The organism is Vibrio sp. 10N.261.55.A10 (assembly GCF_041470825.1).
Classification (GTDB): Bacteria; Pseudomonadota; Gammaproteobacteria; order Enterobacterales; family Vibrionaceae; genus Vibrio; species Vibrio crassostreae_C.
In genome coordinates, this window is record NZ_JBFRNC010000038.1 from 1 (window position 1) to 26,370 (window position 26,370).

24 protein-coding genes are annotated in these 26,370 nt (G+C 44.7%); 6 read left to right on the plus strand and 18 right to left on the minus strand.

The window, feature by feature from the left end:
• Positions 1-60 precede the first annotated feature (60 nt).
• Both AB4274_RS12650 and AB4274_RS12655 read right to left on the minus strand, forming a co-directional pair.
• Positions 61-600 carry a disulfide bond formation protein B gene (locus AB4274_RS12650; protein ID WP_372112179.1) on the minus strand — a complete coding sequence of 180 codons (540 nt, stop codon included), beginning with the start codon at positions 598-600 and terminating at the stop codon, positions 61-63.
• A gap of 9 nt (positions 601-609) precedes the next feature.
• A complete protein-coding gene (locus AB4274_RS12655; protein WP_017072479.1) occupies positions 610-765 on the minus strand; it encodes a DUF5993 family protein in 156 nt (51 codons plus the stop codon).
• A gap of 331 nt (positions 766-1,096) precedes the next feature.
• Between AB4274_RS12655 and AB4274_RS12660 the strand changes: the two genes are divergently transcribed.
• Positions 1,097-3,334 carry a hypothetical protein gene (locus AB4274_RS12660; RefSeq protein ID WP_372112181.1) on the plus strand — a complete coding sequence of 746 codons (2,238 nt, stop codon included), beginning with the start codon at positions 1,097-1,099 and terminating at the stop codon, positions 3,332-3,334.
• Positions 3,335-3,424: 90 nt separating this feature from the next.
• On the opposite strand, the gene AB4274_RS12665 is transcribed toward AB4274_RS12660, so the two are convergent.
• Entirely contained in the window at positions 3,425-3,685 is a 261-nt protein-coding gene (locus AB4274_RS12665) for a DUF5062 family protein (protein ID WP_372112183.1), read from the minus strand.
• A gap of 447 nt (positions 3,686-4,132) precedes the next feature.
• Between AB4274_RS12665 and AB4274_RS12670 the strand changes: the two genes are divergently transcribed.
• The gene (locus tag AB4274_RS12670) at positions 4,133-4,348 is read left to right on the plus strand and encodes a hypothetical protein (protein WP_017072476.1); all 216 of its coding nucleotides are present in this window, start codon (positions 4,133-4,135) and stop codon (positions 4,346-4,348) included.
• A gap of 155 nt (positions 4,349-4,503) precedes the next feature.
• On the opposite strand, the gene AB4274_RS12675 is transcribed toward AB4274_RS12670, so the two are convergent.
• On the minus strand, positions 4,504-5,160 hold the full coding sequence (locus AB4274_RS12675) for a Qnr family pentapeptide repeat protein (RefSeq protein WP_372112184.1): 657 nt from the start codon (positions 5,158-5,160) through the stop codon (positions 4,504-4,506).
• A 317-nt stretch (positions 5,161-5,477) separates the two neighbouring features.
• On the opposite strand from AB4274_RS12675, the gene AB4274_RS12680 reads away from it, so the two are divergent.
• Positions 5,478-6,068 carry a TetR/AcrR family transcriptional regulator gene (locus AB4274_RS12680; RefSeq protein ID WP_102556057.1) on the plus strand — a complete coding sequence of 197 codons (591 nt, stop codon included), beginning with the start codon at positions 5,478-5,480 and terminating at the stop codon, positions 6,066-6,068.
• A 129-nt stretch (positions 6,069-6,197) separates the two neighbouring features.
• Here the strand turns inward: AB4274_RS12680 and AB4274_RS12685 are convergent, their stop codons facing one another.
• The 14 genes from AB4274_RS12685 to AB4274_RS12750 form a co-directional block, all read right to left on the minus strand.
• Positions 6,198-7,445 (minus strand): anaerobic sulfatase maturase, encoded by a 1,248-nt coding sequence (locus AB4274_RS12685; protein ID WP_372112186.1) that lies wholly within the window; start codon positions 7,443-7,445, stop codon positions 6,198-6,200.
• Between the two features lie 118 nt (positions 7,446-7,563).
• The gene (locus AB4274_RS12690; RefSeq protein WP_372112188.1) at positions 7,564-9,309 is read right to left on the minus strand and encodes an arylsulfatase; all 1,746 of its coding nucleotides are present in this window, start codon (positions 9,307-9,309) and stop codon (positions 7,564-7,566) included.
• A 138-nt stretch (positions 9,310-9,447) separates the two neighbouring features.
• Positions 9,448-9,879, minus strand: a complete 432-nt coding sequence (locus tag AB4274_RS12695; RefSeq protein ID WP_054542582.1) for a tetratricopeptide repeat protein — start codon at positions 9,877-9,879, stop codon at positions 9,448-9,450.
• Positions 9,880-10,086: 207 nt separating this feature from the next.
• On the minus strand, positions 10,087-11,292 hold the full coding sequence (locus AB4274_RS12700; protein WP_372112190.1) for an iron-containing alcohol dehydrogenase: 1,206 nt from the start codon (positions 11,290-11,292) through the stop codon (positions 10,087-10,089).
• Between the two features lie 216 nt (positions 11,293-11,508).
• Complete coding sequence (locus AB4274_RS12705; protein WP_372110413.1) at positions 11,509-11,952, minus strand: hypothetical protein; 444 nt, start codon at positions 11,950-11,952, stop codon at positions 11,509-11,511.
• Between the two features lie 72 nt (positions 11,953-12,024).
• On the minus strand, positions 12,025-13,440 hold the full coding sequence (locus AB4274_RS12710; protein WP_372112192.1) for a coniferyl aldehyde dehydrogenase: 1,416 nt from the start codon (positions 13,438-13,440) through the stop codon (positions 12,025-12,027).
• A 276-nt stretch (positions 13,441-13,716) separates the two neighbouring features.
• A complete protein-coding gene (locus AB4274_RS12715; protein WP_372112194.1) occupies positions 13,717-14,199 on the minus strand; it encodes a MarR family winged helix-turn-helix transcriptional regulator in 483 nt (160 codons plus the stop codon).
• Positions 14,200-14,561: 362 nt separating this feature from the next.
• Positions 14,562-15,776, minus strand: a complete 1,215-nt coding sequence (gene choV / locus AB4274_RS12720; protein ID WP_249633514.1) for a choline ABC transporter ATP-binding protein — start codon at positions 15,774-15,776, stop codon at positions 14,562-14,564.
• Between the two features lie 2 nt (positions 15,777-15,778).
• Positions 15,779-16,621 carry a choline ABC transporter permease subunit gene (gene choW / locus AB4274_RS12725; RefSeq protein WP_372112196.1) on the minus strand — a complete coding sequence of 281 codons (843 nt, stop codon included), beginning with the start codon at positions 16,619-16,621 and terminating at the stop codon, positions 15,779-15,781.
• Between the two features lie 107 nt (positions 16,622-16,728).
• Positions 16,729-17,700, minus strand: a complete 972-nt coding sequence (locus AB4274_RS12730; protein WP_017070132.1) for a choline ABC transporter substrate-binding protein — start codon at positions 17,698-17,700, stop codon at positions 16,729-16,731.
• Between the two features lie 119 nt (positions 17,701-17,819).
• Positions 17,820-19,532: a choline dehydrogenase gene (gene betA / locus AB4274_RS12735; RefSeq protein ID WP_048610268.1), complete on the minus strand. Its 1,713-nt coding sequence runs from the start codon at positions 19,530-19,532 to the stop codon at positions 17,820-17,822.
• A gap of 72 nt (positions 19,533-19,604) precedes the next feature.
• Positions 19,605-21,065, minus strand: coding sequence for a betaine-aldehyde dehydrogenase (gene betB, locus AB4274_RS12740; protein WP_372112198.1), 1,461 nt, complete (start codon positions 21,063-21,065; stop codon positions 19,605-19,607).
• Between the two features lie 131 nt (positions 21,066-21,196).
• Positions 21,197-21,799: a transcriptional regulator BetI gene (gene betI / locus AB4274_RS12745; protein ID WP_004732441.1), complete on the minus strand. Its 603-nt coding sequence runs from the start codon at positions 21,797-21,799 to the stop codon at positions 21,197-21,199.
• Positions 21,800-22,229: 430 nt separating this feature from the next.
• On the minus strand, positions 22,230-23,327 hold the full coding sequence (locus tag AB4274_RS12750) for an alpha/beta hydrolase (RefSeq protein WP_102393797.1): 1,098 nt from the start codon (positions 23,325-23,327) through the stop codon (positions 22,230-22,232).
• 288 nt (positions 23,328-23,615) lie between these two features.
• Here AB4274_RS12750 and AB4274_RS12755 point away from each other — a divergent pair, with 288 nt between their 5' ends.
• The 3 genes from AB4274_RS12755 to AB4274_RS12765 all read left to right on the plus strand — a co-directional run bounded on the left by AB4274_RS12755 (position 23,616) and on the right by AB4274_RS12765 (position 26,087).
• Positions 23,616-24,320 (plus strand): response regulator, encoded by a 705-nt coding sequence (locus AB4274_RS12755; protein WP_029235682.1) that lies wholly within the window; start codon positions 23,616-23,618, stop codon positions 24,318-24,320.
• A 36-nt stretch (positions 24,321-24,356) separates the two neighbouring features.
• Positions 24,357-25,676 carry a sensor histidine kinase gene (locus AB4274_RS12760; RefSeq protein WP_372112200.1) on the plus strand — a complete coding sequence of 440 codons (1,320 nt, stop codon included), beginning with the start codon at positions 24,357-24,359 and terminating at the stop codon, positions 25,674-25,676.
• Between the two features lie 135 nt (positions 25,677-25,811).
• On the plus strand, positions 25,812-26,087 hold the full coding sequence (locus AB4274_RS12765) for a hypothetical protein (protein ID WP_372112202.1): 276 nt from the start codon (positions 25,812-25,814) through the stop codon (positions 26,085-26,087).
• Positions 26,088-26,370 lie beyond the last annotated feature (283 nt).

The following is a 26,370-nucleotide window of genomic DNA, read 5'->3' on the forward strand; positions in this document are numbered from 1 at the left end:
TATTGGGGGTCAGTTCAAAACGCTGTGGCTTTCTCTTTTTGCTGATAACTGCCATGTGAGTTAGTTGAGTAACCAATAGCTCACTGGGTTATCTGGACACTGATAAGGACCACACTCAACAAAGGTAGCGATAGCATTGAGTGCAACCACGACGATGGCTAATAAGCACGCCACACGCCCCAAATTACTCATCTTATACGCTTCTTGCAATGGCTCTTTATTAGTCAATATTAGAATGACAGCAACCGCTAATATGGTCGCAGTAAATAACACGAAAGCCCAAGTGTAATAGTGCATTCCAAAGATAGGACTCCCATAGCCAGGCGTGCCTGGAATCACGTGCAATGAGACCTGCCGTAGTGAGGTGGCGACACCATACAAGGCCCCGATCAAAACAATGCCATAGTGACGAGGTTGAGGCCCATAAACCACATTCAACATGAAGCCAAACGCAACCATCACAAAACCGATACGTTGCAACAAACACAGCGGGCAAGGCAACTCATGAAGCACAAACTGAAGGATAAAGCCTATCAACAGCACTACGGTCATGCCGAGTAGGCCAAGCGTATTTAGGAGCGTTAACTGATTTCGATTCATGTGAGCTCCTTACAATAGGATAGGTAACGAGTCGGTCGCATGGTGATTAAACCAATACAACCCAAGAATCACAGAGCCCGCAAAAAAACCATAAGCCGCGGTCTTCTTGTCGAAAAAGGCGCATAGCATCGCCACAAGTAACAACAAAAATAATAAATACATCATAAGAGGTATTTCCTCGCTATTTATCAAGTTCGGTCATATTGAACGTCAAAATGAATATCCACACCTACGCCCTCAATCATTCAATTTCGGAAAACCTATGGATTACGGATTTAAAATCATCAACTTAATACTTGTTAGCAAGCTCTAACCTGTCAAGTTACTGTTACTAACAGAGTGCTTCCCCTACCCAAAGATGCAAGTAACACGCCGATATAAGCAAAGTGAGCACCGCTCAGCATTAGACATAACCGGAAACAGAACATAGATATTACGATTGGCTACACTTACCAAACAGGGATAACACTTAAAGAGTGAATGGCAAGGAAACATAATGAAAACAACACGATTAGTCTCAGCCATTTTTCTTACCAGCCTTACCTTTCCCAATATCATTTGGGCCAACTACACGATCGTTCTACCCGGTCAACATGAGCAAGGGATCGACTTACAAGGCAATGAAATATCAGCCCACGATGTGGTTGATTGGGAGCTCAACAATAGTGATTTGATGTTTGGAGCGAATGCAGAGCCGAGCCTCAACAACAAAGTCCAGGCCGTTGGCTACATGTACAACCAAAAGTTAGAGTTAAATTCAGGCCCGTTCGAAAACGAAATTAGAGACATCGCTGAACGATACGACATCGATTACGAAGATTTTTTTCTACACTTTTCAGAAGACACCATCCTTGCAGAGCCTGACCCGACTCATGGTGAGAACACTCTATTAAACCGCAAGCCTATGCTCGTTGGTTATACCGAAGACGAAATGCACGCAGGTTTTGCCCTTTACCAACCCACACCTTGGGATACCGATGTCTTTGAACATTTCCAACAAGGGGGTGCGCTCTACATTTATCACTCTGAAAAGTTTGACCATTTAGAATTTGAATTTTCACGCTTTGCACAAGGAGGAAAATTTCGGATTGAATATCCATCTTCGATGAATGCTGAGAATCATGTGACCGATTGGTCTCAAATCGAAATAACGGAAGATGGCACCAAGAACATGACTCAGAACCAAGCGGTAAACTGGCTCTTACCCGCAGATTGGGTAAGAGCAAGCACTCATGATGGCAGTGGCCAAAGTTATGGTGGCGGCCAATTTTTTGGCTCATCTTTTGTCCGTGATGGTGGGCGTTTATACGTTGTTAGAGTGCGCTGGCAAGGCCGCGCAAATGATATTCGACCTCGTTTAAACCGTGTTCAACTCGGGGATAGCTTTCCGAACGTCGCTCCAAAAGACTTGTCATCAGCAGCAGTAAATAACCGCTCTCCCGATAAAACAACGCATTGGAGAAAAATTCTTGGTTTCGACCAGTCGGCCGATCTCAACAACGACAACTATTTATCTCCTGCTGAATACCAAAACCGAAGCAACAAGTCTGCCACAGCTCGATTTCGTTGGCAGTCCCGTGTTATTCCTTTTGGTCGAATGTGGGACCAAAATTCGTCATGGTCGCTAACCAATCTGGCTAATCCCGGGCTATTGATGGCAATGGGCAGTTATTATGGTCAACACTGGACAAAACTAGGACTCCGTGGCGCCTACAACGATGACACCAATAAGCTCTTAGGTAGCAATCAATTTGATATTTACTCTGGGGGAAACATCGCTGAGCTTGATGCTATCGCAGGCTCAACTGAAGCGGATGAACGCTATAAGCAAGAGTTCACCGCCTTTCTCAAACGATTGACTGCCGTTAATGACAAACCATTAATCGGGCTAAACATTGGAACGGCTAACCTCTATGGTCGAAATGGGCAAGCGCACCTTATCGATGCAGGAAACCTGTATTTCAGGGAGCACTATATATTTCCGTCAACGGGATTTAGCGGCTATGGCGGGCTATCGAAGTTTTGGGATAACTCAGCACTCGGCTATTCAGGGTCGAAGGTTATTCAACAAGCCACTACGCGCTATGGACGAGTGCAGTTCTTTGGAAACAACCAAGAGAATTGGCAACAAGACCAGTACTCAACTCTCGCTGTCTATTACCTCAACTACCACCCTGAACACAGCTATTTCAATCAATGGAACAACAGTTACGTGTATGGGAGCAACAACACCACAACAGATAACTTCTGGAAACCGGGCGTACCCAAAAACATGGCTTATAAGCCCACAGCATTGCTCGATATCCCTCTTGGAAAACCTTCAGGTGTGATTCCTTCGGGGTTTGAACCTACCTCATTGATGCTCTCAACTCGTACTCCACAATCTGAGGATTACACGATTGTTGGCAACACTTCGCAATCCCAGGTCACTCATCAAGACTTACCTAATGGCAAGGTTTCACTGCTACCGACTCATACCTATTTCCTTTATCAATCAGATAAGCAGGTTGTAGAAGGCGGCCCAGAAGACATGGTGATAGCCAGAGAGTTTGAGCATGGACGAGTTCTCTATCGCACCGATTTTTATGGGAAAAATGCTGACTTTTATGCTGCAGAGAAAATCTCGATTCGATTAGACCGACCAATGAAGCCCGTAAGTGCTGACGGCAGAGTGGGAGAGTATGTCGATGAAGTACAGATCGGTGGCTACCAAGGTTTGCTATTACTTTACTGACTCGGTTTAAACTCGAAATAGCAATCATAAAACAAAAAAACCTAGCGAGTGACCGCTAGGTTTCACACATAAAAACGAGTTAGTCTCTGCTTACTTCAGAGGATCATTATCAGGCAAAGCGTTGTGTATCCATAACGCTAGGCGCTTCTTAATATTTGCACCATCCAACTTACTGTCTGGTAACGGAGTGATTTGATTTACTTCAACAAGAAATAGATAAACAGCCTTAACCTTGATTGGTTGAGATGAGTTCGGCAAATCGAAACCTTGCAACTTTGCCATTTTAAAACCGACTTCTAGAGCCTTCTTAACCAGCTTATCTTCATTAATGATCTTCGCGGTTTTCGACATATCATCTCCATCATCTTCGTAGATTGAACCTTGAGTATACCAAACTGAATCTAAGACAAGATTACCGCGCTCTCAATTCGAACACTCTCTTTGATAAATGACATTAAACGAATTCAGCCCCTAAATAGATACCTGCCTAATTGACATGTACAGGGCGGAAATCAATACGCAAACGGTATCTTAACAAAACACTCAATAAGTGAGACCTTAAGCCCAGAAATCAAAACGGAGCGAATTTTAGCTTAATATCCAACAAAATACCGAATACTATATTTTCTTATAAAAATGATAAGCACTCTCTTTTCTATAGATAAACCACTGTTATTTAACTGATTTTATATAATGATGACTTAGTTCATATTTACAGTCACCTATAACGAAAACTTATTTACAAAACACTCATTAAGAAAATAGAATAAATCCACTAATTTTATACTGGTGTTAAAAATGCGTTACCTATGGGCTTCATTCTGTCATAAAAACCCTGTTCCCGGACGAATCGTTCATATCCTTGTTATGTTGATAGCGTTAGCTTCTATCGTCGTGCCACTGATTTCCAAAGATGCAACAACCATCATCGCCTCACTGTGTGTCGCGCTTGTATGCTTTGTACTGTTTGTGTTCTTTGCGCTAGCCGACAAAATGCGTTCAGGTATGCATTAATCAACCCTATATTCGCCAAGCATTCTCTTTTCTAAACATCATTATAAAATGCATGCGACCAAATACGGAAAAGCCCAAAGTTATTAGCTTTGGGCTTTTCTTCTATAGCGAAATCTTACATATTCCAAATAGCCTGTAGTTAGAAATTACAGCTATCAATCAGGCATCACCACAATACCCATGCTTTCAAGCAGTTGTTCTTGTTGCCACGCGACAATTTTGATTCCTGTTGTATCTACTTTGCGAGGATCTAACCCTTCTAATTCAGCATGGCATAAATTAGCACCTTGCATACTGAATTGCCCCCATACATCTTCCGAGAACACACCTCGGCTAAGATCAGACTCTTTCAGTGACGCGCCGTCAAGGTAAGTGCCTATCCAACGGTTCTCAAACAGCTCACACTTCTCTAAACAAGCTTGTTCAAAATTGGCGTATGACAGATTACAGCCCGTAATATACGCAGAGCAAAAATACATTCTATTGCTTACCTGGTTGGCAAAATTCGCACGAGTAAAGTTCGCCCCTTTCAGGTCACAATCACGTAACTCAATACCGTAGCAATTCGCGTTGCTAAAATTCGCCATCGCCAACTGACAGTTCTGAAAACTTGCATCACGCAAATCTGCAACATCGAAGTGGCATCCCTCAATATCGCCTTGTTCGATAAACTTACAGTTAATAAACGTTGCATCACGTAAGTTCGAACGTCTGAAATCACAACGGATAAACGTACAGGCTGTAAATGTAAGCTCTGATAAGTCTTGCTGAGCAAAATTGTGGTGATGATAAGTGCTGTTATTGGTGTCCATTTAGCCCCCTAAAGAAATTAAGCTAAGACTACCATTGCGATCTCAAGAAAACACCAAATTAAAAACCAACAAAAACAGCAACTAAAACACCCCGATTTGGTCATTTTAAGGCACCAAACAAGCTCTTTAAGGTTGTTATTTTCGTTTTATAGCATGCGCTTATCTTGAAAAAAGTTTTGTCGCTTAGAAGGGGTCATAGAGAAAAATCACTTTGACGAAACGAGTCAATTATTGACCGTGCCCTAACGCGCTAGACTGGACGGTTGGTATGTTGCTGGTTACACTGTTCCTCATTCTCAGCATAAAGAGTAAGAACAATGAAAGACATGCGACAAGCTATGCTCGATGCAGGGTTTAGCCTTATTAATGAACACGGTTTTGCTGGTGTTGGCCTGATGAAGATCATCAACCAAGCGGAAGGCACGAAGGGTTCTTTTTACCACTACTTTAAATCCAAAGAGCACTTTGGTGAGATCCTTCTTACTAACTACTTTGATGAGCATCTCGCTAAGCTAGACGACTTTTTAAGTGATGAGTCGCTTTCTCTTCGTGACCGCGTAAAAGCCTATTTCGAGTTTTGGTGTGCATCGAAACTGACTGAAGACTTCAATATCCAATGTCTTGTCGTAAAACTGGCGGGAGAAGTATCTGGGTCTGCTAACCCGTTGCAATCGACCATGGCAGAAGGCGCTGAAAAGATCATCCTGCGTATGGCAAAACTGTTTGAAGAAGGTAATGAGGCCGGTGATTTCACTATCGCAGAGCCCGAATCGCTGTCTCGAATGCTTTATGGCCTATGGCTAGGCTCAACGCTCATGGCCGCCATGCAGCGTAACCGTTCGATTCTAAACAACGCCATGGATGAAACTATTCTTGCCATGAGCTCGGCACAAGAATCGGCTGACTAGATATACCCGTTACCAAATACCAAATACCAAATATCAAATATCAAATATCAAATACCAAGAGGCTCGCACAATTTAGCGAGCCTTTTATCTAACTTTAAATCTAGATTGAATCCATTCACGCCTACTCCGTCACCCCAGACGAGACGGAATATTATTGACTTTGAGTAAGCCCTTAATAACCGGGTCGACATGCTTGAAGAAGCTTAGCCATCCTTCACAGAGATAATTTAACCCCGCCTCACCATCTTGGCTTTTGATGATGCGGTTTTTAGGGCACTCGCCATGGCATGCAAATTTAAACTCACAGGCTTGGCATTGTTTCGGCAGAGACTTTTGTTTGGCGAACCCAAAACGCTGCTGCTTTGGCGAGAAGGCTAAAGTTGAAAGTGCTTGTCCCTGAATATTACCCAGCTGAAATTCAGGAAAGACATAATGGTCACATGAATACACATCGCCATTGGGCTCAACCGCTAACCCTTTGCCGCAGATCTCACTCAAGGTACACATGGTGCTTTCTCTGCCCATCCATACGCCGACAAAATTTTCAAAGTACGGCACTAATACCCGACCAAAATCGTGCTCAAACCACTCATCAAAAATGGTAGTGAGGAATTGTCCCCATTGCGCAGAGTTAACACTCCAAGCTTCAACCTCGCCTGATACGGGAATGATCGCTTGTTGGTTGCTCAACCATTTATTGTTGGTGTGAGCTTCGCGCTTATCGACCACAGGAATAAACTGCAATTGCTTCGAACCCACTTCATCGCGTAGAAAGCGATAGACCTCTAGTGGATATTTACCTGTCACATCATTCACGCAGCTTAGGGTCGCGAACTCGACGTTATGTTGCTTCAAGTAGCGAATGCCACGCATTGTTTGAGAAAAAGTGCCTTTGCCTGCACGGTTAGTTCGGTAGTGATTATGTAAGTGCTCTGGGCCATCAATACTGACGCCAATGATAAAGTCATTCTTTTTGAAGAACTCACACCACGCATCATTCAGTAACGTGCCGTTGGTTTGAAGGTCATTGCTGATCTTACTGTAGCTAGGACAATATTTTTTCTGCAGCTCGACGACCTTTTGAAAGTACTCAATCCCCAACAAGGTAGGCTCTCCACCATGCCAAGAAAAGATGATTTCAGGCGTATTCTGCCCTTCTATATATTGCTTGATATAACGCTCTAACAGAACTTCATCCATCGTATATTGAGAGCCTTTTGGGTAATCAAGCAGCTGTTGTTTTTCTAAATAATAACAGTAGGTGCAACTGATATTACACACCGCCCCAATTGGTTTTGCTAACGCCTGAAGTTTGCTGTGTGCTTTGCCATTGAACTGCGGAACTGAACTCAAATTTGATAGCGATAATGTCGTCATGAAGAGTGCCTCGATGTAAAAGTTATTGTATTAGTTAAAACAATTCGTAATTCCTTTACACGGTGTTCATCGGCCAACCAAGCTTGATGGCATTAGGTTGGCCGAGTGGTTTTTTCCTCTATTTCACGTTTTCAAACGGGTTCCACGCTTCGTCAACCGGGACGATATTTTGCGCTTTTTCGTATTCTTGATATTCAGCGACCATTTCAAGGAACAGATCTGGCATTTCATTTCTCAAGTCATGTTGCTCAGCTGGATCTTTCTTGGTGTTGTATAAGTGCCACTCACTGTCACCGCCCATTCCCGTAGAAATTCGGATGATCTTATGATCACCTTTAAGCAGAATTCCGCTACCAAACAATTCAAATGGAATCGCATTGTTGGCACTGTGCACGTCTGCCGTTTCCCCTTTGAAGTAAGGCAACAAGCTCACACCACTCATCGGCGCTACTTCTCGACCTTGATATTCCGTTCCTGGATGCTCTACCTCTGCAATCTCAAGAATCGTGGCTGCAATGTCTTTCACTTGTGATAAGTCATCTGTTTGAGTTCCCGGCTGTAACGCATCTTCACCTTCTAGAAGCGCTTTGGCTGGCTTAACGATAAACGGCACACGGATACCGCCCTCTGCTGTGTAAGCTTTGTACCAAGATAGGCCACCGGTTGAAGCGCTTGCCCACTCAGGGCCAAGTGACACACTGGAGTTCGCCTTGCCCAAGTTTTCAGTCGAATTATCAAAATGATGAGCAGTCCACGTTCGGATCAAATCACTGATATTTTCACCGGTAATATCCGCCGCTTCTGGGCCGTTATCCGCTAGGTACATGATGTAAGTATTATCGTATTCCCCGATTTCTTTCAGGTGATCGACTATCTGACCGACTTGTTGGTCCTGCATTTCCATCATGCCCATCGCGACAGCCATTTTCTTTCCGTACCACTTTTGTTCTTTCTCAGAGAGCGAGTCCCAAGGTCGGCTTAATGCGTTACGATCTGAAATATCGGCGTCTTTTGGAATCACACCCATCTCTTTCATGCGTTGGAAACGATCTTCTCGAACCGAGTCCCAACCATGTTCAACGTAGTAATCGACTTTATCTTGATAGGCAGACTCAGGCGCTTGCAGTGGCAGGTGAATACCGGTGAATGGGACGTAAGCGAAGAAAGGCTTACCGTCGTCTTTTTTGCTGTCGATCATCTTGATGATCTCGTTGGTGTAAACTTGGTCTGAATACTCGCCTTTGTACTTGTCCTCAACCACTTCACCGTTGCGGTAAGTTGGCTCAACCTCAACACCGGGAATATCGCCTTTTTGCAGCGCATCCGCTGTCGCAGCGTTTTTGGCTGGGAACATCATATCTCGGTTAAAGTGATTCGAACCGCCCGCTAAAATACCGTAACTCTCACCAAAACCTCGATCATCAGGTAGGAAGCCATCCTCGTGCCCCAAATGCCATTTACCAGAGAGGTAAGTGTTATAGCCGCTCTCTTCAAGCAACGTGGCGACCGTAACCCCTTTCTTGGTGAGGTAACCTTCATAACCCGGCTTGCCAATCGCACCCGGATAGACAGCATAGTCGAAGGTGCCTAGCCCAACCTCGTGGCTATTTGCTCCGGTTAACATCATAGAGCGCGTTACCGATGAAGTTGGTGACGCGTGAAAATTAGTAAACTTAACCCCCTCTTCAGCCAGCGCCATCAGGTTTGGGGTATCCGCTTCTGATCCATAAGGCTGTGTATCGGCAAAGCCCACATCATCGCCAACAATAACAACAATATTCGGTTTTTCTGATTCAGCCGCAAGAGCAGCACTGCTTGCCGCGGTCATTGCAGTGAAGACTAAAGATTTCTTGAATGTCTGCATAAGACGTTCTCCAATTTCTGTGATTAACTTTTCAGTAATTAACTTTTCTGCGAGTAACTTTTTCTGTGATTAACTTTTTCTGAGGTTAACTTTTTCTGAGGTTAACCTTTCTGTGATTAACCTGAGTTAGGATTTGAATTAATGCGCGGCTTGCGACATCCAATGTAATAAGTCGAGCGCAGGGTCATACTCTTGAGCTGCTGCCATGCCAATCCAGGTGACAGCTTCCGCTTGGCTGGCTTGAACGCCACTTCCAGAGATATACATCAACCCAAGCTGTGTTTGAGCTTCAGGGCTACCGTTATTGGCTGCGGTGACAAACCACTCCGCGGCTTTTTCGTCATCCTGTTCTACGCCCTCTCCACTCAGATATAAGTAAGCGACAGAGAGCTGGGCTTCCAATTGCCCTTGATAAGCCTCATCCAACAGTTGCACGACGTCTTGATGCTGCTGCGATTGATCCATGGTGGCTTCATTCTCAAAGCTCTCGCTTCCAAAGCTTGCCTTGGCAAAAAACAGAACAACCAAAACACCCGCCCAAATCACGGTAGTTAAACGTTTATTGAGCATTTATTTCCTCCTCGGGAATAAAGGTCTCGACGTCCCTGTTGAATGAATTAGGTGAAAAGTAGGAATGGCGCGATGATGCACAAGCTTGATAGCAATACGTTTTCGATTTTCATAATTGGCTCTCGAGTAATGATTGTTGAATGAATCAGGGACTGAATCATCGACTGAATTAAATGGTCATAACATTCAGTCGATTAAGACAGAGACTTAAATCGCTTTCTCTATGATGGTTTCAATCGTCTGTTTCGAGATTGGGTAGAACTGAAAACAGATGTCTTTTTCAATCGCTTCTGCAATGTTGCTCTTCTCTTGCTCATCAAACTTCCAGCTGCTGAAACGCTTCATCGCACCGACACCGGTTTGGAAGTTATTTAAGAAATCCAACACGCGTAGGTAAATCATTTCATCGGTTCCCGTGCTGTCGACAGAGAATGCTTGAGCTAACTTCGCCGCATTCGGCATATAGAATTCCGGCAACGCTTCAATCACAACCGGCATCAGTACCGTGTTGGCATCACCATGTGGAATGTGGCTAATCGCACCAAAAGCGTGAGCACAGTTATGAATCGGAATGCCGCCCAAAGACGAATAGAAAGCAGAGATCGCTATGGTACTTGCTTGAAGAAGGTTGCCACGTGCCGTTAGGTTTTCTGGCTCTTTAAGTGCCAAGGGTAAGTTTTCAACAATCAGTTTTGCAGCCTGAGTGCCATAAGCATCGGTGAACGCATTACTCATTGGAGAAACAATCGCTTCAACAGCGTGTGTTAGCGCATCCATGGCGGTAGAACGAGTCAGGTGAGCAGGCAGCTTAGTGGTCACCGTTGGATCAAGGATTGCGATATCGGCTTCCAATCCCGATGCGACTAGGCTTGCCTTAATGTTTTCATGTTCGTTGTAAAAAACAGCAATCGGAGAGGCTTCTGCGCCCGTGCCAGCCGTTGTCGGAACCGCAATGTGTGGCACTCGAATGTCTTCATTGTTTGGCCACACATCCATATGACCGCCGCCCGCAATCACCGTACGGATATCATCTATCTGCTTATGGAATGCGTATTTCACACCTTTAGAAGTATCAATCACGCTGCCGCCGCCAACAGACAAAATCGCATCAGCATTGACGCTGTTTGCAAACTCAATGGCAGCGTTGATGTTGTCGCAAGTCGCGTCTGGCGCGATATCGGTGTACACACCAACAAGCTGAACCGCTTGTTCATTGCCTGGCTGGTTCACCTTTTCGTTTACAAACAACGCCGAGAACTGCTCAACAAAACCAAGAGACTCCAAGCCTTTATCAGAAAAGAGCACGACTCTTTGCGCACCTAAGCGACCAAAAAGAGAAGGGATATTTTCAATGCCATTCTCTTGAGCATGAACAATGGTTTTAAGTTGAAAGTTAAAATTATTGGTTGTCATGGTATTTACCTCATTTCTAGTTGATGACTAAACAATAACCAATACAAACCGGTCGGTCTAGAGCGTTAATGTCAAAGATATGTCAATTAAGATCTTTATGGATCATTGCCCCAAAACGAAAAAAGCCCGCAAATGCGGGCTGTAATCATAAGTAAGCTATTGATCATTAAAGAAGTGTCATTGACTCACCCTGAGCAACTCACAAACGGTTAACGATTAACGAAGGTGAGCTGGGACCTTACTCTTATCTCTAGTGAGGTAGTAGTACAGATAAACCAAAGAATAAACGGTCACAAATCCATCGAGCGCAAACACGCCGCTCCAGCCATAGAACCACTCATAATCGTTGATACACACGTTGTATAAGAAGATGCCAACAAACATCGACTTCTCAAATGCGCTGTAAATCATGGTTGAGGTACGCAGCGATTTGTACTTCGCCGAGAACATCAACAACACACCAATACAGCCAACCACCACACCCCAGTGTTGATAAGTACCGAGCAAATACTCTTTGTTTTCCATCATGGTATCGTTGTACGAGAACAGCGTCTGCATACTCCAATCTGGCGCTAGGAAAGTGGAAAAAGCCGTCGCCGTTAAGAAACCTGTAATCATCAAATACGATTTGATCGTACGTTCAAAAAAACGTTCCAACATAAAAGTAACCTCTTAAAATAATTTCGTGAAAATAACTTTTTGAAAAATAAACAGTGTCATACCAACAGTGATTTACTGGCCAAGCATGCCCATCACTGCTGTTTTTAATTCGTTGTCTTCTTTTGAAAACAGATGCTTAACTCGATGATCTAAACCCGTTTCCAAGACTGTTTTGGCGTGGGAGAAAGTCAGGAAACCTTCTTTACCGTGATAGTTGCCTTGACCTGATTCACCAATGCCACCAAACGGCGCGTCATCAACCGCTAAATGAAAAACACAGTCATTAATACACATACCACCGGAGTGAACTTGGTGCTTAACCTGAGCCTGTAAACTCAAATCAAAGCTCATCAGGTAGAGTGCTAACGGCCTTGGTTTGCTATTGATGACTTGGAACGCCTCTTCGACATTGCGATACGTAATCAAAGGTAATAATGGGCCGAAAATTTCTTCGTTCATCACTTTGGATGACAGGCTTGGTTCAACGATCAAATGTGTCACCAATCGATGAGTATCTAAGTCCATCGCTTCGTCATGGCAAGCAACGATTCGTGTCCCAGCTTGCTGCTCTTCATTCAACAGACCAACAATACGATCACATTGGCGAGGGTTAATGAGCGAGGTTAAACCCTCAGAGTAGATCCCTTCATCAAACAGCTGTTGGTATTGTTTTTTGTACTCCAGAATGAAGGCTTCGAGCTTATCTTCAGGGAGTAGCACGTAATCTGGAGCGACACATACTTGGCCGTTGTTTAAGCTTTTACCATAAATAATTCGCTCTACCGCAATATCGATCGGCATGTCTTCTGCCACGATAACCGGCGACTTTCCACCCAGCTCTAGCGTGACTGGGGTTAGCGTATCAGCCGCTGACTTCATCACTTGGCGACCCACTTGGGTTGACCCTGTAAACAGAAGATGATCAAACGGCAACGCCGAAAATGCGGCTGCGATTTCTACCTCACCTTCAACCAAGCACACCTCATCGGCATGGAAAACTTCCGCCAATAGCGCTGTTAATACTTGGTTCGTCGCTGGGGTAAATTCGCTCATCTTGATCATGGCGCGGTTGCCCGCAGCCAACGCTGAAATAAGCGGGCCGACGGATAACATGATCGGAAAGTTCCACGGAGCAATGATCCCGACAACGCCTTTGGGTTGATAAACCACTTCAACACGAGAGGTTGAAAGCAAAGGGCCGGAATGACGAATCGAAGATGTCGACCAATGAGGTAAACACTCAATGCTGTGATCAATATTGCCGATGCAAGGCAATATGTCAGCCATCAAAGTGTCTTGTCGACTGCGGTGACCATAGTCCTCACTCACGGCTGAACACAAACGATCTGTGTAATCGATAAGCGCAGATTTAAGTGCAAGCAACTGCTCAATTCTCACCGATACCGCTGGCATCGGGTTCTGTGCAAAAGCTCCCTGCATGTTGTTCAACGTCATGGTCATTTGTGTTGGCGTCAATTCGTATTTCATACATCACCTCGTGGTTAAGATGAGCACACAATAATACAAAGCAGACCGGTCGGTCTATACTTTTATTGTCAGAGAATCGTCAATGCATTTTTGAATACAAATAAATAGGGTGGTTACAACGTAGGGTTAAAACCCAGGGCGATTTAAAATAGGAGGGTGTAACGAACAGGCGGTATAACGAGAAATCTCACATGGTGAGATCAAAAATGGCCGCTTAATGCGACCATTTAATAACTCTTTAAGTTTTTGTTTTAAATAGACAATTTAAAACAAACGTTAGCTTTTGGCTACGTTTGCAATGCCTTCAAGCTGAAGCACTGGAGCAGCGTCGATGTCTTCTGCGTTCATCATTGCTGATACACGCTGCATCGAAGAAAGCAGTAAGCTTTGCTCCCACGTCTCTAGATTTTGGAATTTTTTAACGAAGTTATCTTGCAGCGGCGGTGGCGCATTGTTTAGCAACTCTTGACCTTTTTCAGTCAGGTTCGCGTGTACTTTACGGCGGTCCGATGAACTGCGTATTCGTTGTACATAGCCATTTAACTCAAGACGGTCGATGATCGTCGTCGTCGTTGCTTGGCTTACATTGGTCTGATTAGACAATTCTTTGATTGTCACATTACCCATTTCTTGGATTGCTCTCATTAAGATTAATTGAGGGCCAGTCAAACCATACTCTTTACTCAGCTTCTTCGAGTGTAAATCGATAGCGCGAATAATTTGGCGAATAGCGACCAGGATTTCGTCATGTTTGTCCAAGATGCAGACCTTTGTACTAATATACTGTGAATGGTTTTACAGCGTCGAAGCGATGAAATGTCTCGAGTGATTACGTCACGCGCGCTCGAATTACACTGTAAATTGATAAATTACTTCATTGATTTTTCCGCATTGTACTGATGTTCATACTATTCTCAATCTTTTCTATACCACTAAACTTGCGTGGTACGGCACTTTTGCTTAATGAAGAGGGAATGAAAGCTTCAATGAAGACAAAAATAATGAACCAGAGAATACAAACTCAAAGAATAATATATTTTAATAATCATAGAGGTAGAGAGATTTAATCCTCTCCACCCAATAAAAAACCAGCCTCAATAGCTAAGCTGAAAAACGAAATTTTACGCAGCGGTATTCATCTGAAAGTTACCCGTTAGCGCGTTGTAAAACTCGCTGTTATCCAAAATCCCTACCAATTGATTATTTTCAACCAACAGAATTGGGTGGTTACTGATCTGCTTAAGCTTAATCGCATCACGCATACCAATCTCCGGGCTTGTCACTACCACACTCGACGCGTTAATCGCGGTTAGGTCGTCAGACTCGCTCCACTCAACAAGCGCCAAAGTAGATTCACCTTTCACTGATAAAGCACCTTCACTCTGTTCAATCCAAAGATCTTTAGAATCGCAGATCTTCCAGCTTTCATTCTCTTGCGTCAGTGAATCAAGAGGCTGCATTAAAGAGCGACCTTTAAGCACATTCAATGGATTGGTGTGAGCAACGAAGTCTTTTACGTATTCGGTTTTTGGCGTCAGTACGATCTCTTCAGGCTTACCGTGTTGAATCAGTTTTCCTGACTCCATGATCGCAATGTTATTACCAATCTTCAGTGCTTCATCTAGGTCGTGACTCACGAACAGAATCGTTTTGTTGAGTTTGTTTTGCAGCGTGATCAGTTCATCTTGCAGCTGAGCACGAATCAGTGGATCAAGCGCCGAAAACGGTTCATCCATCAACAGAATGTCGGTGTCCATTGCAAACGCACGCGCCAAACCAACACGTTGCTGCATACCGCCAGAAAGCTCATGCGGATACTTGGTTTCCCACTCTGCCAAACCCACCATTTCAAGTTGTTCACGCGCTTTAGCACGACGAACATCTTTGGCTACGCCTTGCATTTCTAGACCAAACGCCACGTTATCTAACACGTTTAACCAAGGCATTAGGGCAAATTTTTGGAACACCATAGAAACGCGGTGAGTACGAAGATGACGCAAGGTCGCTTCGTCGCACTGTTCACCTAAATCAACCTGCTTGTCTCCATCTTTGATCGCCAATGAGCCACGGCTGATCTCATTCAGGCCGTTAACTGCGCGAAGCAAAGATGATTTACCAGAACCAGACAAACCCATCAACACACAGATCTCGCCTTCTTCAACCGTCAGCGACACATTATCTACGCCAACCACTTGACCAGTTTCATCAATGATCTCTTGGCGAGTTTTACCTTGGTCGAGTAGCTCAAGCGCTTGTTTCGATTTATTACCAAACACAACATCGAGATTCTTAATGGTAATCGCGTCCATTGTCTTTTTTTCCTGAGAGTTAGACATGATTAAGCTTCCTTCTGGTTTGGTGTTTTGCACAAGCGATCAAGAATGATAGCGACTAATACAATCGCCAACCCGGCTTCAAAACCTTGTGAGATGTTCACTGTATTCAATGCACGAACAACAGGTTTACCAAGTCCGTCTGCACCGACAAGAGCGGCGATAACCACCATCGAAAGCGACAACATAATACATTGGGTTACACCCGCCATGATGCTTGGTAAAGCCGCCGGTAATTCGACCTTCATCAGCAATTTCAGACGGCTGGCACCAAACGCTTTACCCGCTTCAATCAACTCTTCAGGCACTTTCGTTACCCCTAAGTAGGTTAAACGAATCGGTGCAGCTATCGCGAAAATAATGGTCGAGATTAAGCCAGGAACAATACCCAAGCCGAATAGAACCAGAGTTGGAATCAGATAAACGAAAGTTGGGACTGTCTGCATCAAATCAAGGATTGGACGCAAAACTGTATAGAGCCAAGGACGGTGAGCAGCCATGATGCCAACCGGTACGCCAATTAATACGGAAATCGTTGTCGCCGCAAAGACGAGAACAAAGGTTTCCAGCATTTCTTGCCAATAGCCGAGGTTAAGAATAGTCAGCAGCGCTGCGACCACAAAGATCACTAGCGAAGGTTTACGGTGTAAGTACCATGCAATCGCAGCAGTCATCACGATTGGCAGTGCAGGCGGCATCCACTTAAATACATCGACTAAAAACATAATGATAGTTTCTAGAAAAATCGAAATAGCGTCAAAGAGTCCTGCTGCATTGATTGTTAGCCAATCAACACCCGCTTCCATCCATTGACCAACAGGGATTTTGTTTTCCGTAATAAAATTCACAATATTGCCTTTTATTATGGGTGGGCTACTTCAAACCAATAGACAATTGGCAAGCCCACCTTTTTTATTTATAGAGCTTTGATAAATAGAACGATAGGTAGGTAAAACTAAGCTTTAACTTGTTTTAGGTATTCAGTAACCGCTTGAGTCGCTGATTCACCTTTATGCGTTTTTACGTTGTCTAACCAAGCTTCAACTTGTTGAGGGTTATTGTTCAACCATTGTTGAGCCGCTTTTTCTGGCTTCACTTTTTGGTTAAGAATCTCTTCCATCAACTGGTTTTCCATCTCTAGTGTGAACTCTAGGTTTTGCAGAAGTTGACCGACGTTTGCACATTCAGACAGGTAGTTTGAACGAACATTGGTGTAAACATTCGCGCCGCCGTAGTTAGGGCCGAAGAAGTCGTCACCACCTGATAGGTATTCCATCTCAACATTGCTGTTCATTGGGTGCGGCGCCCAACCTAGATAAACGATCCACTGGCTACGACGAGCAGCGCGAGATACTTGCGACACCATGCCCGCTTCGCTTGATTCCACTAGGCTGAAATCTTTCAAGCCAAACGCGTCTGAATCAATCATTGATTGTATTAGGCGGTTACCGTCGTTACCCGGCTCGATGCCATAGATGCGGTCTTTAAATTTGTCGGCATGTTTTGCTAGGTCGGCGAAGCTTTTTACACCTGAGTCGTACACGTATTTTGGTACGGCTAGCGTGTATTTTGCGCCTTCAAGGTTGGCACGAACGGTTTCAACCGTGCCCTCTTCACGGTACTTAGCAATATCGCCTTCCATGGTTGGCATCCAGTTGCCTAGGAATACGTCAATATCGCCGTTCGCCATTGAAGAGTATGTCACCGGTACTGAAAGTAGGTCGGTTTTGGTTTTGTAACCAAGGCCTTTTAATAGTTCAGAAGTAACGGCGGTTGTTGCGGTAATGTCAGTCCAGCCTACATCAGCGAAGCGGACGTTTTCACATTGCTGTGGTTCAATAGAAGCGTTAGCACCAAATGCAAATGAACTGATGGCTAATGTTGCTAATACCTTTTTTGTAGCGGTTTGTTTATGTTGAGTCGTCATAATGATTCCTTTTTATCTTTCCTTTTTCTGCCCTAACTCATACTAATCAGGGCAGTTTTGCTGACTTTTGACTAATTTTGGTTGTTACTTTTTATTATTTTTATCTCAATAACAGAGGCTTACGCTTCTCTTACTGGTTTATTGATTCTTTGCTTCTCTTGCCATTCAGGTGCAATCCACACTGGAACGTCCTGCTCTTTGAGCATTGGCTTACCCAAAATCAAATCGGAAGCACGCTCAGCCACCATAATGGTCGGGGCGTTCAAGTTTCCGTTCGGAATAACAGGGAAAACAGATGAGTCAACAACGCGCAGATTATCAATGCCGCGAACGCGACACTCTTCATCAAGCACTGCCATTGGATCATCATCAGCGCCCATTTTGCAGCCACATGAAGGGTGGTACGCACTTTCCACGTTCTGTTTAACCCATTCGTCGATTGCTTCATCGGAAGTCACACTTAGACCCGGCTGAATCTCTTCACCTCGGTAAGCATCCATTGCTGGTTGAGACAAAATCTCACGCGTTAGACGAATACAATCGCGCCAATCTTGGCGGTCTTGCTCAGTCGAGATGTAGTTGAAAATGATCTCTGGCTTGGCATGCGGATCAGCAGAAGTGATCGCAACCGTACCGCGACTTTCTGGCTTATTAGGCCCAACGTGTACTTGGAAACCGTGACCATCAAAGGCCGCTTGTCCGTCGTAACGCATCGCTGCTGGCAGGAAGTGATATTGAATGTTTGGCCACTTCAATCCTTTACGAGAGCGAATGAACGCACACGATTCAAAGTGGTTAGTAGCACCCAGACCTTTGCGAGTCAGAATCCATTCCGCGCCAATCATGCCTTTGCTCACCAAGCCAAGCTTGCTGTTGAGTGTGATCGGTTCGTTGCAGTGATATTGGAAGTACACTTCTAGGTGATCTTGAAGGTTTTCACCGACACCGCTTAGTTCGTGTTTAACTTCAACGCCGGCCTTTTCAAGCACGGCTTTCGGGCCGATACCAGAAAGCTGCAGCAGTTGAACCGAGCCAATAGAACCCGCAGAAGAGATCACTTCTTTGTTCGCCACAGCCACCTGGGTATTGCCTGACTTTTCAAACTCGACACCAACCGCTTTCAAGCCCGATTGGCCATTTGAGTCTTGTGCTTCAAGTAGGAAACGACGCGCCACGATGCCTTTCTTTAAGGTCAGGTTTGAACGCTTCAATGCACGGCGTAGATAAGCGTTAGAGGTTGAGGCTCTAACACCCTTGTCTACCGTCATGTGCATGGTGCCGAAGCCTTCTTGCTGGTAGCCGTTATAATCGTTGGTTTCTGGATAACCGGCGTCTTTACCTGCATCGATGAACGCTTGGTAAAGCGGGTTGAGCTCCATATCGTTACCGTTACAAGTGCCGACAGGGCCATTGTCGCCACGGTATTCATCACCGCCTTTGTTCCATGATTCAGCACGGCGGAAATAAGGTAAGCATGCTTGGTAGTTCCAACCCGCTGCGCCCTCTTCTTCCCATTGGTCAAAATCACACGCGTGGCCACGAACATAAACCATGCCGTTAATTGATGAGCTGCCGCCTAACACTTTGCCACGTGGGCAGTGCAGTTCGCGTCCATCAAGGCCCGGTTCTTGCTCTGTTTCAAATTGCCAAGCGTACTTTTCAGTATTCATTGGGTAAGAAAGCGCGGTTGGCATCTGGATAAAAATACTCTTATCCGTGCCACCAGCTTCCAGTAATAAAACGCTATGTTCACCGCTTTCCGTTAGCCTATCCGCTAACACACAGCCGGCCGAACCCGCGCCGACGATAATATAATCGTAGCGTTGTTCCATGTTTTGATTTCCCTGAGATGAGTCAGTAGGGCTAGCTCTGTTAAGCTAACCCATAAAATTGAGTGTTACGCGTTAGGCATAAGGGCAGGCGTAGTCGCCAAGTTCAATAAGAATGCTCTTAGTCTGCGTATAGTGAAGTAGGGTTTCTGGTCCATTTTCACGGCCAACACCCGAAAGCTTGTAACCCCCAACTGGCATTTCTGCTGGTGAGTCGCCCCACGTATTAACCCAACAAATACCTGCCTGCATTTGATGAATAACACGGTGCGCACGAGAAAGGTTTTGCGTGAACACACCAGCCGCAAGGCCATATTTGGTGTCGTTAGCGCGGCGAATCACATCGTCTTCGTCCGTAAACTTCAACACTGACATCACAGGGCCGAAAATTTCTTGCTGAACGTGAGGCATGTTGTCTTCGCAATCCACAAACACGGTTGGGATAACAAAGTTGCCGTTTTCGAGGCCGTTATCTGTCACTTGATAGCCGCCCGTCAGCAGGGTTGCACCCGACTGTTTTGCTAGCTCAATTGCTTCAAGGACTTTTGAAAGGTGTTCTTTAGAAATCAACGCGCCGATCTGAGTCTCCATGTCCATTGGGTTACCAATGATCAGCTTCTCAGTGCGTGTTTTAAGTTGATCGATGAATGCGTTGTAGATATTTTTGTGTACATAAACACGGGTACCGTTAGTACACACTTCGCCTTGAGTGTAGAAGTTTGCGACCATCGAAGCCGAAACTGCATCATCCAATTTCGCATCATCAAACACGATCATTGGTGACTTGCCGCCAAGTTCCATGGTGACTGATTTCAGTGTCTTAGCGCTATCCGACATTACCGCTTTACCGGTACCGGTTTCGCCCGTGAACGATACTTTCGCGATATCTGGGTGCGCCGTTAGCATTTGACCTACTCGGTAATCGCCCTGAACCACGTTAAACACGCCATCAGGAAGACCAGCTTCAGTAAAGATCTCTGCAAGCTTTAGAGCTGTGAGCGGCGTCTCTTCTGAAGGCTTGAAAATCATCGCATTACCCGCAGCGAGTGCTGGAGCCGATTTCCACATCGCAATTTGGATAGGGTAGTTCCACGCGCCGATGCCCGCACAGATACCTAGCGGTTCGCGGCGTGTGTAGAAAAATTGAGATTCACTCAGCGGCTGTTGGTCGCCTTGTAGCGTTGGTGCCAAGCCAGCAAAGTATTCAATAACATCAGCACCAGACGCCACATCCACTTCAATTGCTTCTTGCAGCGGCTTGCCCGTATCAACAACCTCAAGGTTTGCAAGGTCATTATTTCGAGCTCTAAGTATTTCCACTGCCTTCAAAAGAATGCGGCTGCGTTCCACAGCGGTCATTGCAGACCATACCGCAAATCCGCGTTTCGCAGATTCAATAGCACTGTCGACATCCGCTGAAGATGCTTGGCCTAGCGTCGCGATAGGTTCACCGTTGGCAGGGTTAATGCTATCAAAGGTTTCACCAGAGGTTGCTTTAACCGCTGCGCCATCGATGTATAACGAGTTCATTTCCATTTGAGATTCTGACTTAATTATTGTTATTAGACTCTACTGGTCTATATGTGAGTATTGGGTGCGAATAGTGGTCGTTCTAGCTCTTGCTCTTGCTCTAGGTCTAGCTCAAGGTCTAACGCTACCACTGCGATCTATTTGCTGTGACACGAATAGAACGTAAGTTGTTTATCTAGATAATCATTGATAATGGCACGCGCCTTTTGAGCATCGATACCATCTGGGTTTAGTGTGCCTCTCAGCCATAAACCATCAATCAGAGACGCAATCCCGTGAGCAACGAGATCCGCTTGTTCATGATTCAAAATACCTTTCAACTCAAGACGTAAGTGTGAAATCAAACGTTTTTCATTCACACGCTGCAGTCTTTTCAGCTGTTCGTCATGCATTGAATATGACCAAAATGCCAACCACGCCTTCGCGACCTTATTTTCTGCTTGGTAACCTTCGAAGTTACCATCGATGATCGCGTTGATTCTCTGTTGGTGAGCATCAACAGGAAGCGCTTTTAGTGAAGTCGTGATGGTATTAGAAAGTTGGCGAAGGATTTCACGCATGGTCTCTTCGAGCAGCCCATGCTTCCCGCCAAAATAGTGATTAATAATGCCAGTGGAGACTCCCGCTTCTTTGCTGATCAACGCAATACTCGCGGCATGCAAACCCACTCGATCAATCACCGTCATGGTGGCTTGAACAAGCTGTGGTTTACGTATATCAGGCATCCCAACCTTCGGCATTTCTCAGTCCTTTTATTTTATATTGAACGTTCAGTTAAATATAAAATGACAGAAATTTAGTTAGGGTTCAAATGATTATTTAAAACAAACTCGTAACAACACAACATTCAAAACAACAAAAATCATTATGGAACAACAACTTAAATATCATTTAGAGCACTAACGAAAACAATTAAAGATTTGAGGTGTGATAGTTATTGGTCAAATGTTTTTGCTTAGAAAGTTCAAGAATCAATCAGTGAGAGTCCTTGTAGAAACTTTTTGGGGAGGGAGTGGAAAGGAAGTATCAAGGAATTTTCATACTGAAATTTAAGACAAGGAAATCCACAATCAACACAGGTAACGAATCAAAAAATGAACAAAAAAGGTTGGCGACAACAGCGTCATCACCAACCTTCTCAGTCGTTTCTAATGTTATTGCAAGCCTAAGCTACTCAATGCGTGTGATGAAACCGTATTTATCTGACTCAGCCTTAGTCACCCAGTGTTCGCCAGAAGCCGGAGCAGAATCCAACGTGAAGATATAGAAGTCGATTCCTTTGTCTCCCATTACCTTTTTAAAGTAGGTCGCTTGCTTGCGATGGCTTTCGTTCGTGTATGGGAAGTCTTTGGCTGTTTTATCATCCTCAGCCCAACTGTGCACACCAACCTGCTTATTAAGCTCAATGGCTTTAGTGGTATCTGCTCGTTGCAAAACTCGTGGGTTACCCGCAGCGAAAAGATCCGTGCCGCCAGAGAACACCGACCCCGTAGGCGTTACGATCGTCGTCATGTTGTTACTGTGGATCATGCGACCGGTGTACATATTGATATCATCGTCGGCACTTCCACCAATATGGTTGGTAAACTTCAACGTCATCTCACTGCCTTGATACAATTTCACGATATCAAAAAGCTGAGAATAGGTTGATGCGCCTAGAGTGGAAGTAATGCGATCAACAGCGCCAGTCTCGTTGAGCACATCACGGTAAAAAGCGTTGAAAGCAAACGAGGTGGTTATCGTTACCTTGTTCCCACTTTTAGTGTTACTCAGAATGGTAGACCCAAGGCTAGTCACGTATTGAACCAGTTCATTGTGATACTCAAGCTCGACGGGCTTATGAGTATTCGTCGTCGTGTTAATTAACGTGGTGTCATTGCCGATTGAGCGTTGAGCCGCACCACAATCAAACACGTCCAAACCCTTGCTCTCTGTGTAGATACCGCAGCTATCAAATCCTGCATCAGGGAGGTACAGATCCACACTTTGACCTAAACTATCCGCAAGCCTAACCACTTTTTGCTTATCACTAATATCTTCCGCAAACAGAACGATTTCATACTGCACACCGTTGTAATCAAGTTTTATGGATTCTTGGACCTCTTGTCGCTCTTTATACAACTCACCCAGTTTCGCTGATGAAAATACGTAATCCGCTTGAGGTTTTGCTTGCACTTTGGTGGCAGCTTTACCTGAGTTAGAGCTTGAATTACAGCCCGCTAACAGAATCAAAGGTAACGCCAGTAATGCATTTCTATAGTCGTTCATACCGTTATTCCCAAAATGTTTGATGAGAAAATTCTATTGTTTAGCGCTGAATTTATCTGTCGTGGAAATGTATGAGAATGTCGAGCCTATTTGAACGATGTTTTTTATTTTCCTATAAATGCCAATTCATCATTGAACTAACTTATAAAGTGTTTAATCATTCGCTTTAGGTATTTGGCGAAGCATCTGAACTTATATGCAATAGCGTATAATCGTAATGGTTCATCACGACGAAGACTCGCTCACCTAATCTCAATAAGTGAAACGCACGACAAGGCTGATAATGGAATGACAAAACCTAAAATGATCATCGTGGAAGACGATTTGAAACTTCAGAAAATGTTGCAGGACTACTTCGTCGCGCAAGATTTTGATGTCACGGTGTTGGACGATGGCAGTGATGCCGCACACACCATCCTCACGGAGCAACCTGACATCGTACTGCTGGATTTGATGCTTCCTGTAACTGATGGACTTACAATCTGCCGACAGACGCGTACGCACTATAAAGGTAAAATCTTGATGCTCACTGCTAGCGATGACGACTTTGACCACGTCGCTGGTTTAGAGACAGGGGCTGATGACTATGTCACCAAGCCAATCAAACCAAGAGTTCTGCTGGCCAGAGTTCGTTCGCTATTACGCCGCCAAGACACCAATACCGCTTCAGTCGATGACTCAGACACCCTTCAGTTCGATCAACTCGTTCTGAAAAACACTTATAAGAAGTGTGAACTTTCAGGTGCGGTTTTATCACTCACTGACAGCGAGTTTGACCTACTTTGGTTATTGGCAAGCAACCCAGACACGCCGTTATCTCGTGACTACTTGACGCAAACATTGCGCGGGATTGAGTACGACGGAATAGACCGGACGATTGACAACAAGGTTGTACGTCTAAGAAAGATTTTGGGCGACGACCACACACCAGCAGAGAAAATTCAGACCATTCGCGGGAAGGGTTACTTATTTGTTTCGACCGCCTGGCGTTAACCTCGCTCAATACGAGCGTAATAAAAGAGAGCGATTATGCGACGTATCTTTTTGGAGTCCTTAATAGGGCTGTTAGTTTGCTTTATGGCCGGCCTTGTCGCCTACGAGATTAGCGTCTATCAGCTCAATACCGACTACGAATACGTACTGGAAGATTACGAAGCGGCTGCCCACCAGCAATTGATCGAGAACATCGCTAAAAATCAAGGCCTTGAAGCGGCTCATCAAGCGATAAACCAGTTTGTAGAAACCACACGAAATAAATTGGTTACATTCAGCCCAGACGATGAAATACCCAGCCCCGTTTCAGAGTTCTTCAGCACGAATCCGAATACCTTTGTTTTTCACGATGATGAACGGGACCTATGGTTTCGCTTAGCAAGCAGTGACAATACCTATCACTACCTCCCCAACAGTGAAGCGTTCGTTAGGCAAAAAATAGAGTTGGAGGATGACCTCATTTGGTTGTTCTTTTTAGCGAGCTTTATCTTATATGGCTTATGTCATCTATTTATTATCTTCCGCCGAGTTAAAAAGCTTGAGGCTGCCACTCTGCGTTTTGCTGAAGGGGATCTCTCGACACGAGCCGAGACTTCAAGTGGTATTGCGATTGGTTCATTGAACAAATCCTTCAACCTAATGGCCGATCGAATTCATCGCTTAGTAGAAAGTAATCGCTCACTCACTAATGCTGTCGCTCATGAACTGCGCACGCCAATATTCCGTATTCAGTGGCAAGCTGAAATGTTGAAAGACACCCAACTAAACGCAGAGCAAGAGAGCACGATTGAGAGCATTGTCGAAGACACGGAAGAGATGGAAAAGATGGTCGATGAACTATTGTATTACGCCAAACTCGGTAGCACTGACCTAGAAAACTTACAACAACCATTAGAGATACGAGACTTTCTCGACCACGCAATGACGCGCTGGAACAAAGACACTCAGCTCAGCATCGACCTATCACTGCCAGAGCAACCTAGCTCGATAATGGCGGATGAAACGCTACTCAACCGAGCACTAGATAACCTCGTTCGTAACGCAATGAAGTTCGCACGTTCGCAAGTGTCAATTGAAGCAAGCGTGCATCAAGATAAGCTACAGATCGCGGTGCATGATGATGGTGATGGCGTGGCAAAGGAGCATCAAGCTCACCTGTTTGAACCGTTTTACGTTGGCGACAAAGCGCGTAACAAAGCCAAGAGCGGCCATGGTTTAGGGCTTTCTATCGTCGAAAAGATCTGTGCTCAACATAGCGCTACCGTGGAGGTAGGTCAGAGCCAAGCCTTAAAGGGTGCGGTATTCACCATTACCATTCAGCTGTGTAATGATTCAGCTGACAAACCCATACAGTAACTACAAAACACCTCTGGAATAATGTTCAACATCGGTCGGGAGATGCTGTCTCCCATGAACTTATTGAATCTTGATAATCACGACACTGCTTTTGTGGCTTGCCATCTCGGTTCCAATCATTCTTAAGGTATTTTTATGAAAAAGTTATTAGTTGTTTTAGGCATTGTTTCTCTAGCAGGTTGTTCAGGTATTAACCACAATGAAGAAGTTTACACAGCGCACGCTGAGAGCTTCAACATTGTCGGTTTCCAAGTGCCAGGTAACACTCAAGACCGCGCAATGGAATTAGTACCTGAAGGTGCAACGCTTGATACGATTCGCTCAACAAACTCTGATACGAGCTCTGTTCTGGGTATCATCAACCGTATTATCGGTATCGACTACGTACAAGTTGGCGGTAAAAAGCAGTAATTCGCTATAGTGACGTTAGCCACGTACCATAATTAAGTGTCGCAGTTGCCTACCTATATTCAGTAGCCTGCACAAACTAAGTTAATCTAAGCCAGTGACCCGTCGCTGGCTTTTTTCATCCAGCAGATTTTGTGCTCTGTGCCAAACAAGTGCCCGATTCCCCTTCCCTCTTTTAACTAACAATTCGAAAAATAAGCCGAAAAGTCTTCGATTTCTTATCAAAATTGCCCCTAAATTCGCTAAATGGCCTTCTGTTTAAAGTGACACTTTCAAATCGTTGATC

Bases quoted from the DNA above. Each gene is read 5' to 3' on its own strand.
- AB4274_RS12680 (WP_102556057.1), top strand. From the start codon at position 5,478: ATGAAAGACATGCGACAAGCTATGCTCGATGCAGGGTTTAGCCTTATT.
- AB4274_RS12765 (WP_372112202.1), top strand. From the start codon at position 25,812: ATGAAAAAGTTATTAGTTGTTTTAGGCATTGTTTCTCTAGCAGGTTGT.
- betA (WP_048610268.1), bottom strand. From the start codon at position 19,532: ATGGAACAACGCTACGATTATATTATCGTCGGCGCGGGTTCGGCCGGC.
- AB4274_RS12670 (WP_017072476.1), top strand. From the start codon at position 4,133: ATGCGTTACCTATGGGCTTCATTCTGTCATAAAAACCCTGTTCCCGGA.
- AB4274_RS12660 (WP_372112181.1), top strand. From the start codon at position 1,097: ATGAAAACAACACGATTAGTCTCAGCCATTTTTCTTACCAGCCTTACC.
- betB (WP_372112198.1), bottom strand. From the start codon at position 21,065: ATGGAAATGAACTCGTTATACATCGATGGCGCAGCGGTTAAAGCAACC.
- AB4274_RS12755 (WP_029235682.1), top strand. From the start codon at position 23,616: ATGACAAAACCTAAAATGATCATCGTGGAAGACGATTTGAAACTTCAG.
- AB4274_RS12760 (WP_372112200.1), top strand. From the start codon at position 24,357: ATGCGACGTATCTTTTTGGAGTCCTTAATAGGGCTGTTAGTTTGCTTT.
- choV (WP_249633514.1), bottom strand. From the start codon at position 15,776: ATGTCTAACTCTCAGGAAAAAAAGACAATGGACGCGATTACCATTAAG.
- AB4274_RS12710 (WP_372112192.1), bottom strand. From the start codon at position 13,440: ATGAAATACGAATTGACGCCAACACAAATGACCATGACGTTGAACAAC.
- AB4274_RS12750 (WP_102393797.1), bottom strand. From the start codon at position 23,327: ATGAACGACTATAGAAATGCATTACTGGCGTTACCTTTGATTCTGTTA.
- AB4274_RS12700 (WP_372112190.1), bottom strand. From the start codon at position 11,292: ATGACAACCAATAATTTTAACTTTCAACTTAAAACCATTGTTCATGCT.
- AB4274_RS12695 (WP_054542582.1), bottom strand. From the start codon at position 9,879: ATGCTCAATAAACGTTTAACTACCGTGATTTGGGCGGGTGTTTTGGTT.
- AB4274_RS12685 (WP_372112186.1), bottom strand. From the start codon at position 7,445: ATGACGACATTATCGCTATCAAATTTGAGTTCAGTTCCGCAGTTCAAT.
- AB4274_RS12650 (WP_372112179.1), bottom strand. From the start codon at position 600: ATGAATCGAAATCAGTTAACGCTCCTAAATACGCTTGGCCTACTCGGC.
- AB4274_RS12665 (WP_372112183.1), bottom strand. From the start codon at position 3,685: ATGTCGAAAACCGCGAAGATCATTAATGAAGATAAGCTGGTTAAGAAG.
- AB4274_RS12675 (WP_372112184.1), bottom strand. From the start codon at position 5,160: ATGGACACCAATAACAGCACTTATCATCACCACAATTTTGCTCAGCAA.
- AB4274_RS12705 (WP_372110413.1), bottom strand. From the start codon at position 11,952: ATGTTGGAACGTTTTTTTGAACGTACGATCAAATCGTATTTGATGATT.
- betI (WP_004732441.1), bottom strand. From the start codon at position 21,799: ATGCCGAAGGTTGGGATGCCTGATATACGTAAACCACAGCTTGTTCAA.
- AB4274_RS12655 (WP_017072479.1), bottom strand. From the start codon at position 765: ATGATGTATTTATTATTTTTGTTGTTACTTGTGGCGATGCTATGCGCC.
- AB4274_RS12690 (WP_372112188.1), bottom strand. From the start codon at position 9,309: ATGCAGACATTCAAGAAATCTTTAGTCTTCACTGCAATGACCGCGGCA.
- AB4274_RS12730 (WP_017070132.1), bottom strand. From the start codon at position 17,700: ATGACGACTCAACATAAACAAACCGCTACAAAAAAGGTATTAGCAACA.